Raw genomic sequence first — 14071 nt, forward strand, 5'->3', positions numbered from 1 at the left:
TTTCACATTGTATCCCTATAGTAGACTGCCTGGTGGATGATGTGGGAAATCTAAGATTAATCTTAGAAGCACATGACTTTAGTTAGGTGACCTTCACAGAAGATATATCACTATGTTATAATGTTTAAGGAGTATTTTAAAGTTATACAATGCAAAAACATTATTTAGGCATCTTTATAACTAGTATACTGACCAGTTATTTTATTTCAGATGCCTTACATATAAAGTTAGGAGAGTGGAACTAAATGTCAGGACATTCAAAATGGCATAATATACAAGCAAAAAAGGGAAAAGTAGATGCTAAAAGAGGTAAAATATTTACTAAAATAGGTAAAGAGTTAATGGTAGCTGCCAAAAATGGTGGTTCAAATCCAGAAACAAATGGTAAATTAAGAGATGTAATTGCTAAAGCAAAGGCTGCTAATATGCCACTAGATACAATAACTAGAGCAATTAAAAAAGCAGCAGGAGAACTTGAAGGTGTTAGCTACGAAGAAATTACCTATGAAGGATACGGGGCAGGCGGAGTTGCAGTAATTGTTGAATCACTAACAGATAATAAAAATAGAACTGCAGGAAATGTAAGACATGCCTTTTCAAAACATGGCGGAAATATGGGTTCAACAGGTTGCGTGGGCTTCATGTTCCAAAAGAAAGGTGAAATTGTTATAGAAAAAAATGATGACCTTGATGAAGATGAATTAATGATGATGGCTCTAGATGCAGGTGCAGAAGATTTCGCTTCTGAAGATGAAGTTTATATAGTAACTACTACACCAGAAGACTTTGGATCAGTGAGAGAATCACTTGAAGGAAATGGAGTAGAATTCTTAGAAGCAGAAGTTAAATTAGTTGCTGACACTAACTCACAAGTAGACATGGAAACAGCAGGTAAAATACAAAAAATGTTAGATGCATTAGAAGATGATGACGACGTTCAAAACGTGTATCATAATGTAGAATTCCCAGAAGGATTTGAAGAGTAATTTCAAAAAAATTATAAATTAATTAATTTATAAAAATTTTAGAACCACCTTCAATATAGATTATTTACTAAAAATCTATATTGAAGGTGGTTTTTGATTTTATTTAAAGAGATTGTGAAGGGGTTTGAGTGTGATATATAAATAAAAAATATTCTATAGAATAGTATTTGTTAAATTATGAAACTATTGAAATCATTGTAAATATATGATAGATTCAATATAGTAATTTAGAGCTTGAGAGAGAAATGAAAAGATTATTATTACTTTTTTGATTTTAATGTTAACTTTTATTTAATATAGTTGAAAAACTAAATCTAAAAATTTTAGGGAAGAACTATAGGATAAGGAACTAGAATATACTACATTATTAGAGGAAATAAAAAATCTTCAGAAGAGTTGTCCAATTATTATGATAGTTTATTCAATAAAGTAAGCCAAAAGAGATGTCGCATTAAAGTTAGAAAGAATTTAAAGATAGTTAAAAATTATGAAATTAAGAGACAAGTTATAGATTATATGAATTTTTATAAAAATATCAATAATAATTGTGATGGAGATTTTAAAAATGGGATGTTATATTAAAGGAGTTTTTATCTTACTGGTAATAGGACTTATAGTTGAATACCCTATACCTTCTATTGCTATAGTGGTAGCTTTAATTTATTTTATATTTAAACCAGAGAAGAAAAGTGTTATTGAAGAAAAGGAAGTTAAGGAGACTTATAAAATTCCTGAAGAAACTTTTAAGCTACATATTATTAATTTTAAATATGGAAATGAAGTAATAAAAAATAGAGATTTTCAGGTGTGGTTAGATGGTAAGGAATTATGCTTTTTTGGAAATGTTAGCCCAGAAAATATTGAAATGAAACAATATATAAAGATAAAAATACCAACTAAAAACATTAATTTTTTTACTAGAATAGGGGATGTGTATGCAAAAGGAAAAGATAGAGAGGTTGTTGACAATAGAGAAACTGCTATGGAAGTAATTGATAATAAAAATGAAATTACATATTTAAGATTTGATTCAGATGCATATGAAGTTTTTTTGGAATTAATTATTAATAAGGAGAAATCATTAGTTAGTCTTAGAAAAACAAGAAATGACCAATACAAAAAATGATGAGAGTAATATTAGCAGTGATGAAAGTGCATAGAATAGAATAGAAAAGGTAAGTAACTAGGGAAAAGAATAATTAGAGAAGAGTAAAAAAGATTAGTTAATCTAATCTTTTTTACTTTTTAAAACAGAAAGAGTGTTAATAATTATATTAGCTAATATGATATAGGTGGCACTAAAGAGAAGGTTTTTAAAAGAGCATTGGATAAATTAAGTAGTTACTTGCTGAGTTTATTATTAAACTCAGCAAGTATACACTTTGGCAATAACTTTATTGTAAAATTAGGATTAAGCATCTTCAAAAAAATAATAAACCAGTATGTTAGTCTATTTTACATCCTACTACGTTGTCAGAACCAGCCCATAGCTCCACTATGAGCAGAACCTGACACCTTGTCTGATATGAAGCATATTCAAAAAATAACTAGTCAGTATGCTCATCTATTTTGTATCATACTGCGTCGTTAGAACTTCATGATAGCTAGGCTATCATGAAAACCTGTCTCCTTGTCTGATGCAAAATATATTTCGCATCTTTAACCAGTTATTTTATTTCATATGCCTAAAATATACTAACATCTTTGATTTATTTTTTTCTCTCAGATGCCCAATAATATTTATGGGGTGGGGACATGGTTAATAACAATAAAATTTTAATTATAGAGGATGAGAAATCAATTATTGATATAATGTGCTATTCCTTTAGAAAAGAAGGAATGGAAGTCGCATATGGGTTGAATGGAAGGGAAGGTATAGCTTTAGTAGAAAGTTTTAAACCAAATTTAATAATATTAGATCTTATGCTGCCAGATATTGATGGTTTTGAAATTTGCAAGATAATAACAGTAAAATATAAGATTCCTATTCTAATGGTTACCGCAAGAGACGATATTATGGACAAGGTCCTAGGCCTTGAAATGGGAGCTGATGATTATATAACAAAACCTTTTAACATTAGGGAAGTAGTAGCAAGAGTTAAGGTAGCATTAAGAAGAATGGAGAACTTTAATAATAACTATATAGAAAAATATGAGGAGAAGAACATCATAGTATCGGAAAATATTGTAATTATACCTAAGAGTAGAATGGTAAAGAAGAATGGTGAAGAAATTAAATTAAAACCAAGAGAATATGATTTATTGTTATTATTTAGCGAGAATAAAAGAAGGGTTTTTTCAAGAGAAACTCTTTTAGATAGTGTTTGGACTATGGATTATGATGGAGATATTCGTACTGTTGATGTCCATGTTCAAAGGCTTAGAAAAAAGTTGGATGATAAAAATAGTCCTTCTATTATAGAAACTATATTTGGAGTTGGGTACAAGATGAGGTAAGGTTATGAAATTAAAATATAAATTTTTAATAGGATTTTTAGCTATATTTTCAATAGCCTTTTCTATATTAGATTTCTTTATAAATCAAAATATAGAAAAAAACAATAAAGTAATCTTAAGTAAAGAGATGAGAACTTTTTATCAAAACTCTCAAAGTTATATAGAGCAGTATTTTATTTTGAATTCTATAGAAATAAGTGAAAGAGGTTTTAAAGATAATACAACGGATATAATAATAGAACTTAGTGATAAAAATAATTGTAATGTTTCATTATATGATAAAGATGGTAATATACTAAATAGTTCTTATGGTGGTGAAGATGTTACTGTTTTTCCTAATTTTAAGGAGGATGTAATTTTAGGAAGTAATGAAGATTTAAATATGGCAAAGCAAGACAAGCTATCTTTTTTAGTAAATAATATAGAAAACAAAACCATTGTAAATCTATCTTATCCATTGTACATTAATAAAGAATTTTTAGGAATAGTACGATTTAGTAAGGATTATACCTATTTATATGAAGGAAATAATAATCTTTTAAACATAGTAAGAATAATTGTGGTAATAACATTTGTAATAATTTTCATTTTTTCTTATCTTTTATCCTTTAAAATAACTAATCCAATTATGAAATTAAGTGAGGCATCTAGGGAAGTTGCTAAAGGAAACTATGATATAGAAATCCTTATAAAATCCCAAGATGAAATAGGCAAGCTCTCTGAAGATTTTATAAATATGAAGAAAAAAATAAAAAGTCAAATAGAAACCTTAAAGGAAATTCAAGTATATAGAAAAAAATTTTTTGATAATGTAACTCATGAATTAAAAACTCCTCTTACTACCATATCAGGATATGCAGAAATCCTTAGTGAAGATGAGTTTAATGATGAAGAATTTTCAAAAAAGGCAATAAAACATATGAAGGATGAAAGTAGTAGATTAGAAAAAATGGTCATAGAACTTTTAGAAATATCAAAGTTAGATTCTTTTGATCATAAAAAGATAGAAGTTGAAAGATTTGATTTTTCTAAGCTGTTAGAGGATTTGTGTTATCATATGAGTTTTAAAGCAAATAGATATAATATGGATATAGAGGATCATGTACAGGATAATATATATATATGCGGAGATGAAAGTAAATTAAAACAAGTTATAATAAATCTTTTAGATAATAGTATAAAATATGGTAAGTCTAATAGTACTATAGAGGTAAAGGCCAATATTATGGAGGATTACTGTGAAATTGATATTAAAAATAAACTTACAGATAATGAAGAAAAAGAAGATGGGAGTAGGGGACTAGGACTTTGTATATGTAAAAATATAATAGAACTTCACAAAGGTATGTTTAATATAGAGGATATAAATAATGAATTTAAGCTAGTAAAATTTAAAATCCCTTTAAATTAGCAATACTTTGGCAATAAGTAGATAAACTATGGCAATATATACAGGCTAAAATTTATATAAGAAGTGTTGAAATTTTGGGGGGGATTTAAAAATGAAAAAAAGAATCACAATATTACTAAGTACAATTGTAGTGTTTCTTAGTGGATGTGGTACACATCTAAAAGATAATGCAGTAATTTTAGAGGAAAATCTATCGCAAGCTTCTAAAGAAGATTCTAAGCTAGAAATAACCAAAAAATTATTAGAGGGAGAATTTTATGAAGAAACCTATCAACCAACATCTAGTGCCGCACTAGAAGTCTTAGAAAGAGATGGAGATAATGTGAAATTAAAACTTTTCGGCGAAAAATTAGATGTGTTAAATATGGAAGGTAAAGAAGGGCCATATAATCTTCAAACACAAAGTGATGATAGAAAAAGCATTTATTTTAATGCAACGTCAGATAAGGAAGGTATTTATAAGGTAAAAACCGATAATATGAAAGAAGTTGAATCTGTAATTACACTACCTAAAAAAGAGGATTTTATATGCAATTTCAATGCGTTAAAGGATGGTAATATTATTTTTAGGGGGATTTATAATGAAAGTATAGGAGTATTCTATTATAATGCTTCCAAAAATTCAATAAATAAACTAATAGCAGGCGGGAGAAATGAAAAGGGTATGTGGATACCAATATATAGCTTATCTCCACATGAAAATAAAATAATTTATTACCAACTTAAAGATAGTACCGGTAATGTAAATATTTATGGAGGAACTTTTAGTGAGGGAAAAATTAAAAATTCTGCAATAATTGAAGAAAATATAGCTCCACTAATTTTTGACTATATTAAGGATGGAAAAGGTATTATAAAAGGGAAAAATCTTATAGGTGTGTTTTTTACAAGCTGGGATTATTATGATGAAAAAACAGCTATAATATCAATACCTTCAAAATTGACTTCAGGTTATAACTATGAGAGAAGGACATATGTAGTAACTATTGAAAATGAACATGATAAAATAGATAAGGCAGCTAGAGAATTTATAGATGAATTTTATACTGTAGGAGAAAAAGAATATAATTTAATGAAAAATTTGGGGAATAACAGCAAGAATAAAAAAGAAGTCGCTAAATTGCTTGAAGATTCACTAGCATCTTGTATGACTAGTGATGCACGGCTTGCATTAATAAATGATATGAAATATATAAATAGATTAAGTGAATATATCTCTAAGAAAGAAACTTTAAGTGTATATAATATTATTTTAGAGAAAACAGAAAAAAATGCTGGTTATGTAACTTACACTTATAAAATTACATTTTGGAAAAAAAATAGTGATAATAAAGATGAAGTAAAAGAGATATCAAAATCTATATGTTTATCACAAGAAAACAATCAATGGAAAGTTAATAATTATACTAAGCTTGCTTATTAGCATTTAAAAGTTATGTGAAGGTAAATAAATTAGATAAATCATGAGGAGGAAATAGTATGCCATTAAATTCTTTTAATAAAGCATCAAAGAATAAAGATCAATGTAGAAAGAGTTGATATGATCCTAATAAATTTATCACAGCTGGAAGCTGGAAAATTACTGCGATATCATTAGCAATATTAATAGGTCTTTTTCTTATAGTATTTTTATTTGTTTTATAAAATGATTATTTTGGCTTATTAAATAGTAGAAGATAGTACTATTCCTTCTTTAAATTTTTATTATTTATTTAATATATTATATTACTGTGATTTTATCATAGTTTTTCTTTGTATAGAATTGTTTACAACCTTTAGCATACAATTTATATAAATGCACATAAATTGAGAATTTAATAAATGATTATAGACAAAAATATATAATATACTTAATATATTATATGAGGTGGTTTACAATGAAATATAAATTTAATTTTGAAAATAGAGAATATGAGCTAAGAGAAGATAATCTTGAATATATTTATGAGGAAGAAATTGAAGGTTTTGAGTATGAAACTCTTATAGAACTTTTAAATAACAGTGATAAAGTTGGCTTTGATTTAGAATATTTTGATGGACGTTGTGATGTATGTGAGGCTGGTAAGGGAGAAGGTAGAAAACATTATGATTTTCTAGAATATCACTTCTTCTTATTTACTAAAAATAATAAATATATTATAAGTACTATTTCAAAGGACTATGAAGAAGGTATATACACTGATTTACATAAGAGAAAGATTATAGACAATGATTTTATAGTAAGTATAATTGTATGTAAAGAATGTGGAGCGTGGATGGTAGAAATAGAGCAATGTGATATGTAAAAAAATATTACATAAGTGTTATAGGCATCTAATATAAAAATTAAGAATTAATATTTAAGAATGAAGAATTAAGAATGAAATTCACTTTTAGTGAATTTCTTAAAAAACTTCAAAGGCATTGGAGTTTTAACCTTAATTCTTCATTTTTCATTTTTAATAATAGGTGATATTTTGTAGGGAGAAACAGTGTTCGCTAATTTTCACTTGCATATATGGAATTGCTATTATTGTTGTGGTAAAGATAATCTTTAATTATATAAAATTAAAGACTTCTACTACAAAAGAGAAGTCTTTAAAATTTTTATTATAAATCTTTAATCATATAAAGTTTATGCAACCTCATTTATAGTATCATCATTTTGGGGAACTTTAGCTTTCTTTTTAAATACTCTACCTCCAATTTCACCAGCCAATAATCCACCTAAAACACTAAGAACTACTGCTAAAACTACATTTATAGGATTGTTAAAACCAAAAGGTGCTAATAATCCAGGAATAGGAGAAGCTGTTCCTGGAGCATTATTTATAATTTTAAAATGTGCAGCTGCTAATCCTGAAAGTCCACCACCAAAAAAGTTAGAAACGTATATTGGTACAGCATTGGCAGTTACGATATGTGCTTGAGTTAAAGGCTCTAGCATTACAGCAACAACATTACTTTTATCTCCTAATTTTAATTTATGGAAAATAACTCCATTTGTAAATGAACCACCTACACAGGCAATAGATGCAATACCCATCGCTAAGCCTTTAAGACCAAGCATAGCAGTTAATGCCATTGAACTTAATGGAGATGTACAAATCATTTTCATAATTCCACCTAATAGGAATCCCATTAAATAAGGAGATTGCTCTGCTGCTACAGAAATCATTTGCCCTATATTGATTAAAGTTGCATTAACTATAGGATCTACACCTAAAGCAATACCTCTAGCTAGTGGAGCTATTAGTAATGCTCCAACTATAACATCTAAACCTTCTGGCAAATTTTTCTCTATATATGGAGCAATCAGTCCTACTATATATCCTGCAATAAATCCTGGTAATATTCCGTATCCAGACACAGCTACTCCGGCAACTACAGCATATATAGGATTAATACCCATGCTAATGCCAACTAATATAGCTGCTGCAACTCCTCCCATACTTCCTGAAGAGGAACCAACTGTTGATAAGAAACTAATATTTAATAAGTCACCACTAATATATTTATGAATAGCTTCTACTAAAAAAGTCGCTACTGCTGCATTAGCTAGTCCAGACATAGCTTTTTGACCTTTAGGCATCTTTAAGCTAAATAATGAAAATAAAGCTAAAGTAAAAATTAACAATCCTATTCCTTTAATAATTGTAAGCATAAATGCCCTCCTTATAAATTCATTTTAATCTCATAAGTTTAAATTTATTAAACATGGACGAATTTAACTAAAAAGTAAAAAGTTACTCTATTTAAAATAATCTGAAAATTTAACTGAATTTAAGTTAAAAAAATATCAAGTAAAGTCAATGCATAAAGCATACAATATAGTAAAATGTTTATAATTATTTAAAATTTCTATAGAAAACTTCTTCATCATTTGATTTAAATATATTATACTTAGTAGTTACAAAAAAACTCATAATACTACAAAAAATATTATTAAGTAAGAAAAAGTTTTTAAAATATTAATACAATTCAAAAAATATCAATATATAAAATTCGTTAATAAATAAATAATAAAAAGACCATGAACTTAAATTTATAAGCTCATAGCCTTTTTATTAATCAACTATTGAGATTAAATAACCTATAGAAATTGATAATTAAGTATTAAGGATGAAGAATTATGGTTGAAATTAGTTTTAATCAAACTAATTTCTTTAACTAATTTTTTCTACTAGCAGTTATACTGCTAGTTTTTATAGAAGTTACGTGTAACTTCTATAAAAATTAATTTTAAGCTTCTCCTATAAAGGAGAAGTTTCCGCAATTCTTCATTCTTCATTATTAATTCTTAATTAATAGAAATGCTAATTGTAATTATCAATTTTCTGCTATATAGAGATAAGTATCCATATTATCTTTCACTATAAAAAATTATACCGTTTATAAATTTCTTTATATTTATTTTTCCGTGGATGTTAGTTTTACCTCTGATACAATCCATTTCTTTTTTTATTTGTTCAAAATTGTATAATCCGTTGGAATATTCAATGAATGTTTCATTCATATAGTCCTCTAAACCTAAATTTGCTATATTTATCATCCCAACAGTAGCTGCACGTCTAATCCGTTGTTCCATAGATTTAGGATTATCAGTAAATTTGCTACAAAGCTCTCTTAAAGTATAATCTGATATAGTTTCATTATATTTCTTTAAATATTCTATAATTAAAATTATATCTTTACTGCCAAGTTCACCCATGATACCAAGCTTTTGAAGTATATTTTTTAGTTTATTTATGTAAGTATTATCTTTTTTAGGGGCTTCTATATTTAGAGATGTTTCGCTTGCAAATAAATTTTGAATCTTACCTAAGGTTCTATTCATATTTATATTTTCTATTACTTTTTTAATTACATTTTCAACTTCTATAGCATTTACAGGTTTTTGAATGTAAAACTCAATTCCATTTTCATAGGCTTTTGCTATCATATCCTTTGAAGTAACTTGAGATAGCATTATAAAATTAATTTTCAAATTAGCTTCTTTACAAGATTTCACTATAGTAATACCATCTTTATAGGGCATAAGCAAATCTACAATTACTACATCAGGCTTTAAATCTTTTATATCTTCAAAGCCATCAATACCATTAGTTGCATAGCCAATAACCTTTCCAAGGTTTCTATCTTCAATGATAAGTTTTAATATATTAATTATACTAATATCATCATCAATTAAAAAGAATCGCATAATTAAATTTCCTCCAATACATTTTTAGGAATTCGTATGATAAAAGTAGTTCCTTTTTCAATTGTAGAATTTACTTCAATTTCTCCTTGCAATGGGTTTGTTATGATATCTTTTACTAAACTTAAGCCAAGACCTCTATTAATTTCACCAGTAGAATAGTTTATTTTAGTAGAAAAGCCAGGAGAAAATATTAAACCAAGATGTTCATCTTTTATACCAGAGCCAGTATCTTTTATTTTAAATATATGGTGCTCTTCATTTTCAGTATGTTTAAACCATATTGAGCTCTCCTTATCTTTGTCTTTAATAGCTTCAATAGCATTCATGATTATATTTCTAAATATGGACATAAGATAATAATGCTTTTTAGTAAAGAAATCTCTTTCAAAATAAAAATAGAGTTTAATGTCTTTATCTAAGAACTTTACTTCTTTCTCCATACTTTCTTTTAATATCTTCATAATATCTTTAAAATAAATACCAGTATCATTTAATTTATCTTCTAATGCCTCTTTAACACCTCTTACCACTAAAGAATATTCTTTCTTTATTTCATGTATATCTTTAGCTATTGTAAGAGCTGAATCTGCCCAAGTTTCACTATCCTCATTATCGGTTATTTTTTCAAAAAGCTTATAGGAAGTGGTCATGGTGTTTTCGATATGGTACATATTTTTCTCCATCCAAAATATCTCTGTTCTAAGTTTAGAAGTGACCCATAAGAGTTTTTTATATCTTTGTTCATGTTCGTTTTTTAAAAGAAATATTCCATAGTAATCTAAACAAGTTAATAAGGCCCAAATTAGAAAAGAACGTATTATAGCTACAAAAAAAATACCTTGTTGAATCTTAAGATTAAAAATACCAGAACCTAATCTTATGGTTATCTCAACTAAGTTAGCTAAATAATCAATGATTACAAAATTTATAAAAATTTTCTTAATTTTAAGCTTAGAGTTAAATTTCTTATAAAGACTAAAAAGTATACCATAAGAAAGATAAAAAAATACTTCAGGAAAATATGCATACAGAATATCTTGATAAATCCCAGTATTAAGAAAATGTACAAGTACTCTTAAAAAATAAACACCAAATGCAGAAAGAATAGTAGTTATTATGATATTTAAATCTTCAAAGATATATAACAAGATAGAAAATAAAATAATTGCTATAGATATCTTAAAGTTAGTTAATAACAAGTTTATATGCATTTGTGCTGTAATAGATACAAAAGTAGAGGCAATAATGCTTTTTTTCAGTTTTTCCGTTTTATTGTTTGTAAGATCATTAATATACATGATTTTATCCTTTCCAATTTTATTTTAGAAATGCATTTATGCTAATTTTAACATAAAATTTATTTTGAATTTTAAATTATAAGTAATTTATATATTTATATTTTCTATATGTTTTATATAAATTCATTATAAATAAAAGGAATTTCTTATGTGGATGTAGTAATTAGAGGATAAATTAATAAAAAATTAAAATTTGTAATTTATTTAATTGAAGGAGGAGAGAAAATGGAATGTAGATGGAGTTTAAAAGAATTGTATAATTCTTTTGAGAGTACCAGTTTTAAAGAAGATATGACTAAATTAGAAGATTGTATTATTTCTCTTAATAAATTTGGAGAGCAATTAGATGGCGCCAGTGATTTAAAGGTTACCTTAGAAGAGTATATTTCACTTTATAAAGATATAACAATTTTATTTGATAAACTATTTAGTTATACTTCACTTATTATGAGTGTAGATACTAAAAATGAAATTGCTTTAAAAAGTTTGAATATAATTGAAAATAAATATAGTGAAATAGCTGCACCTATTGCTAAAATAAACAAGTTTATAGGTTCAATAGAAAATTTGGAAGAAATAATTGAAGAATCTCAATTGTTAAAAGAACATGAGTATCATTTAAATGAAATAGCTAAAACAAGTAAATACTTACTAAGTGAGAAGGAAGAAGCGATTATTGCTAAAATGAGCAATAGCGGATCTTCAGCTTGGGAAAAAATGATGGAACTTTTAGTTTCAAATTTAAAAGTTGATATTGAAGAGGACGGGGAAATAAAACAATTACCATTATCCGTAGTTAGAAATTTAGCTTATGATAAAGATAAAGAAATAAGAAAAAAAGCCTATGAAGCAGAAATTAAAAGTTATGAAAAAATAGAGGATGCAGTAGCGGCATCATTAAATGGAATAAAAGGTGAAGTTATAACTGTTCGTAAATTAAGAGGATTCAGCTCTCCACTAGAAGAAACCCTGTTTAGTTCAAGAATGGACAAGGAGACCTTAGATGCAATGATTTCAGCAATGAAAGAAAGTTTACCTGTATTTAGAAAATATCTAAGGAGAAAAGCTGAAATTTTAGGATATAAAAATGGATTGCCATTTTATGAATTATTTGCTCCTATGGGAAATGTAGATATGAAATTTGAATATGAGAAGGGCAAAACATTTGTTGAAGATAACTTTAGAACTTTCAGCGACAAATTAGCAGACTTTGCAAGGAAGGCTTTTGATAACGATTGGATAGATGTTTATCCAAGAGAAGGTAAAGTTGGAGGTGCTTTCTGCGCTGGACTTCATATGCTGGGAGAAAGCAGATTAATGCTTAACTATGGAAATACTTTTAGTGATGTGGTTACTCTTGCCCATGAGCTAGGACATGGCTACCATGGAGAGTGCTTAAAAGAAGAAAGTATATTAAATAGTGAATATCCTATGCCTATAGCAGAGACAGCATCAACATTTTGTGAAACAATAATTAAAAAGGCTGCTATTAAAACTGCTAGTAAAGAAGAAGCTTTTTCAATCTTAGAAACAGAAATTAGTGACAGCACTCAAGTTATTGTAGATATATTAAGCAGATATATATTTGAAACTAATTTATTCAATAAAAGAGAAGAAAGTTCTTTAAGCAGTAATGAACTAAAGGAGCTTATGATTAATGCTCAACTTGAAGCTTATGGTGATGGATTAGATAAAGAATATTTACATCCATATATGTGGTTATGTAAGGGACACTATTATAGTGGCGGTTTAAGTTTTTACAATTTCCCATATGCTTTTGGATTATTATTTGCTAAAGGATTATATGCAGATTATCTAAAAAGAGGAGAAGAATTTGTAAAAGATTATGATAAATTGTTGAGTTTAACAGGAAAAATGGATATAGCTGAGCTTACTAAATTGATGAATATAGACATACACTCTATAGATTTTTGGAGAAGTTCATTAAAAGTTGTTGAAGAAGATATTGAAAAATTCATAGAATTAAGCAAATAAAATCGAAAAAATTACAAATTATTGGAGCTTATATGTATAAATAAGCCAATTATGGATAAAATCCCTCAATAAGGAGGGATTTATTTTATGTTCAAAAAGTTTTTAACAAATAAAAAAATATTAACATATATTCTTGGTGGTATAATAATCTTTTTATCAAGTTATTTTATATATACTAATATATTGAGTAAAGAAAATGTTTATTCTTTAGCTAAGGAGGCAAGCTCTACAAACTCCAAGCCATTAAAGTTTAATTCAAAGAATAAAATAGAATTTTTTATTAAATATAATAATTGTAAAGATTTTATAGAAGATACTCAAATGAATGAAATGGTAGAAAGAGATAAAGATAAACTTAATGGATTAAAAGAGCCAGAGCTAGAGGAAATTTATAAAGGTTATGGATATAAGCTAGAAAAATTTACAAAGGATCAAATAATTTTTGTAAAAGAGATTGAAGGATATAACTATGAAGCTAATAGTTATTTTATAGGTATAGGAGAAAATAATGTAGTTATATATAATAAAAAACAGGACGAAAATATAGCTATTGAGGAACCTTTAATTAAAAATGTAAGAAGTGAAGAAGATAAAGCAATAACTTTAGATTATATAAAGGACAAAGGAAATCTCATGGAATCTTTATATAAAGGTAAAAAAGAATATCAATTTAAAACTAAAGAGGAAGCAATAGAATATGCACAAGCATTATGTAGTTCATAAATTCTATTTTAAAATTTAA

The 14071-nt window shown here is 26.8% G+C and carries 11 protein-coding genes; 8 read left to right on the top strand and 3 right to left on the bottom strand.

Annotation, left to right across the window (positions count from 1 at the left end; translation table 11 throughout):
* Nucleotides 1–245 precede the first annotated feature (245 nt).
* The 6 genes from B2W91_RS04500 to B2W91_RS04525 all read left to right on the top strand — a co-directional run bounded on the left by B2W91_RS04500 (nt 246) and on the right by B2W91_RS04525 (nt 7139).
* On the top strand, nt 246–986 hold the full coding sequence (locus B2W91_RS04500) for a YebC/PmpR family DNA-binding transcriptional regulator (RefSeq protein ID WP_291579085.1): 741 nt from the start codon (nt 246–248) through the stop codon (nt 984–986).
* Between the two features lie 565 nt (nt 987–1551).
* Complete coding sequence (locus B2W91_RS04505) at nt 1552–2112, top strand: hypothetical protein (RefSeq protein WP_291579086.1); 561 nt, start codon at nt 1552–1554, stop codon at nt 2110–2112.
* Nucleotides 2113–2741: 629 nt separating this feature from the next.
* Nucleotides 2742–3443, top strand: coding sequence for a response regulator transcription factor (locus tag B2W91_RS04510; RefSeq protein WP_291579087.1), 702 nt, complete (start codon nt 2742–2744; stop codon nt 3441–3443).
* 4 nt (nt 3444–3447) lie between these two features.
* Nucleotides 3448–4854 (top strand): sensor histidine kinase, encoded by a 1407-nt coding sequence (locus B2W91_RS04515; RefSeq protein ID WP_291579088.1) that lies wholly within the window; start codon nt 3448–3450, stop codon nt 4852–4854.
* A gap of 91 nt (nt 4855–4945) precedes the next feature.
* Nucleotides 4946–6277: a hypothetical protein gene (locus B2W91_RS04520; RefSeq protein ID WP_291579089.1), complete on the top strand. Its 1332-nt coding sequence runs from the start codon at nt 4946–4948 to the stop codon at nt 6275–6277.
* 454 nt (nt 6278–6731) lie between these two features.
* Nucleotides 6732–7139 carry a DUF3785 family protein gene (locus B2W91_RS04525; protein WP_291579090.1) on the top strand — a complete coding sequence of 136 codons (408 nt, stop codon included), beginning with the start codon at nt 6732–6734 and terminating at the stop codon, nt 7137–7139.
* 329 nt (nt 7140–7468) lie between these two features.
* Here B2W91_RS04525 and B2W91_RS04530 read toward each other — a convergent pair whose 3' ends face one another.
* The 3 genes from B2W91_RS04530 to B2W91_RS04540 all read right to left on the bottom strand — a co-directional run bounded on the left by B2W91_RS04530 (nt 7469) and on the right by B2W91_RS04540 (nt 11334).
* Nucleotides 7469–8497 carry a PTS sugar transporter subunit IIC gene (locus B2W91_RS04530; RefSeq protein WP_291579091.1) on the bottom strand — a complete coding sequence of 343 codons (1029 nt, stop codon included), beginning with the start codon at nt 8495–8497 and terminating at the stop codon, nt 7469–7471.
* A gap of 699 nt (nt 8498–9196) precedes the next feature.
* The gene (locus tag B2W91_RS04535; protein WP_291579092.1) at nt 9197–10036 is read right to left on the bottom strand and encodes a response regulator; all 840 of its coding nucleotides are present in this window, start codon (nt 10034–10036) and stop codon (nt 9197–9199) included.
* A gap of 2 nt (nt 10037–10038) precedes the next feature.
* The gene (locus tag B2W91_RS04540; protein WP_291579093.1) at nt 10039–11334 is read right to left on the bottom strand and encodes an ATP-binding protein; all 1296 of its coding nucleotides are present in this window, start codon (nt 11332–11334) and stop codon (nt 10039–10041) included.
* A 225-nt stretch (nt 11335–11559) separates the two neighbouring features.
* On the opposite strand from B2W91_RS04540, the gene B2W91_RS04545 reads away from it, so the two are divergent.
* Both B2W91_RS04545 and B2W91_RS04550 read left to right on the top strand, forming a co-directional pair.
* Nucleotides 11560–13329, top strand: a complete 1770-nt coding sequence (locus B2W91_RS04545; RefSeq protein WP_291579094.1) for a M3 family oligoendopeptidase — start codon at nt 11560–11562, stop codon at nt 13327–13329.
* A gap of 87 nt (nt 13330–13416) precedes the next feature.
* Entirely contained in the window at nt 13417–14052 is a 636-nt protein-coding gene (locus B2W91_RS04550) for a hypothetical protein (RefSeq protein ID WP_291579095.1), read from the top strand.
* Nucleotides 14053–14071 lie beyond the last annotated feature (19 nt).

This window comes from Clostridium sp. UBA6640 (assembly GCF_002455975.1).
GTDB lineage: Bacteria > Bacillota > Clostridia > Clostridiales > Clostridiaceae > Clostridium_J.

Bases quoted from the DNA above. Each gene is read 5' to 3' on its own strand.
- B2W91_RS04500 (WP_291579085.1), top strand. From the start codon at position 246: ATGTCAGGACATTCAAAATGGCATAATATACAAGCAAAAAAGGGAAAA.
- B2W91_RS04505 (WP_291579086.1), top strand. From the start codon at position 1,552: ATGGGATGTTATATTAAAGGAGTTTTTATCTTACTGGTAATAGGACTT.
- B2W91_RS04510 (WP_291579087.1), top strand. From the start codon at position 2,742: ATGGTTAATAACAATAAAATTTTAATTATAGAGGATGAGAAATCAATT.
- B2W91_RS04515 (WP_291579088.1), top strand. From the start codon at position 3,448: ATGAAATTAAAATATAAATTTTTAATAGGATTTTTAGCTATATTTTCA.
- B2W91_RS04520 (WP_291579089.1), top strand. From the start codon at position 4,946: ATGAAAAAAAGAATCACAATATTACTAAGTACAATTGTAGTGTTTCTT.
- B2W91_RS04525 (WP_291579090.1), top strand. From the start codon at position 6,732: ATGAAATATAAATTTAATTTTGAAAATAGAGAATATGAGCTAAGAGAA.
- B2W91_RS04530 (WP_291579091.1), bottom strand. From the start codon at position 8,497: ATGCTTACAATTATTAAAGGAATAGGATTGTTAATTTTTACTTTAGCT.
- B2W91_RS04535 (WP_291579092.1), bottom strand. From the start codon at position 10,036: ATGCGATTCTTTTTAATTGATGATGATATTAGTATAATTAATATATTA.
- B2W91_RS04540 (WP_291579093.1), bottom strand. From the start codon at position 11,334: ATGTATATTAATGATCTTACAAACAATAAAACGGAAAAACTGAAAAAA.
- B2W91_RS04545 (WP_291579094.1), top strand. From the start codon at position 11,560: ATGGAATGTAGATGGAGTTTAAAAGAATTGTATAATTCTTTTGAGAGT.
- B2W91_RS04550 (WP_291579095.1), top strand. From the start codon at position 13,417: ATGTTCAAAAAGTTTTTAACAAATAAAAAAATATTAACATATATTCTT.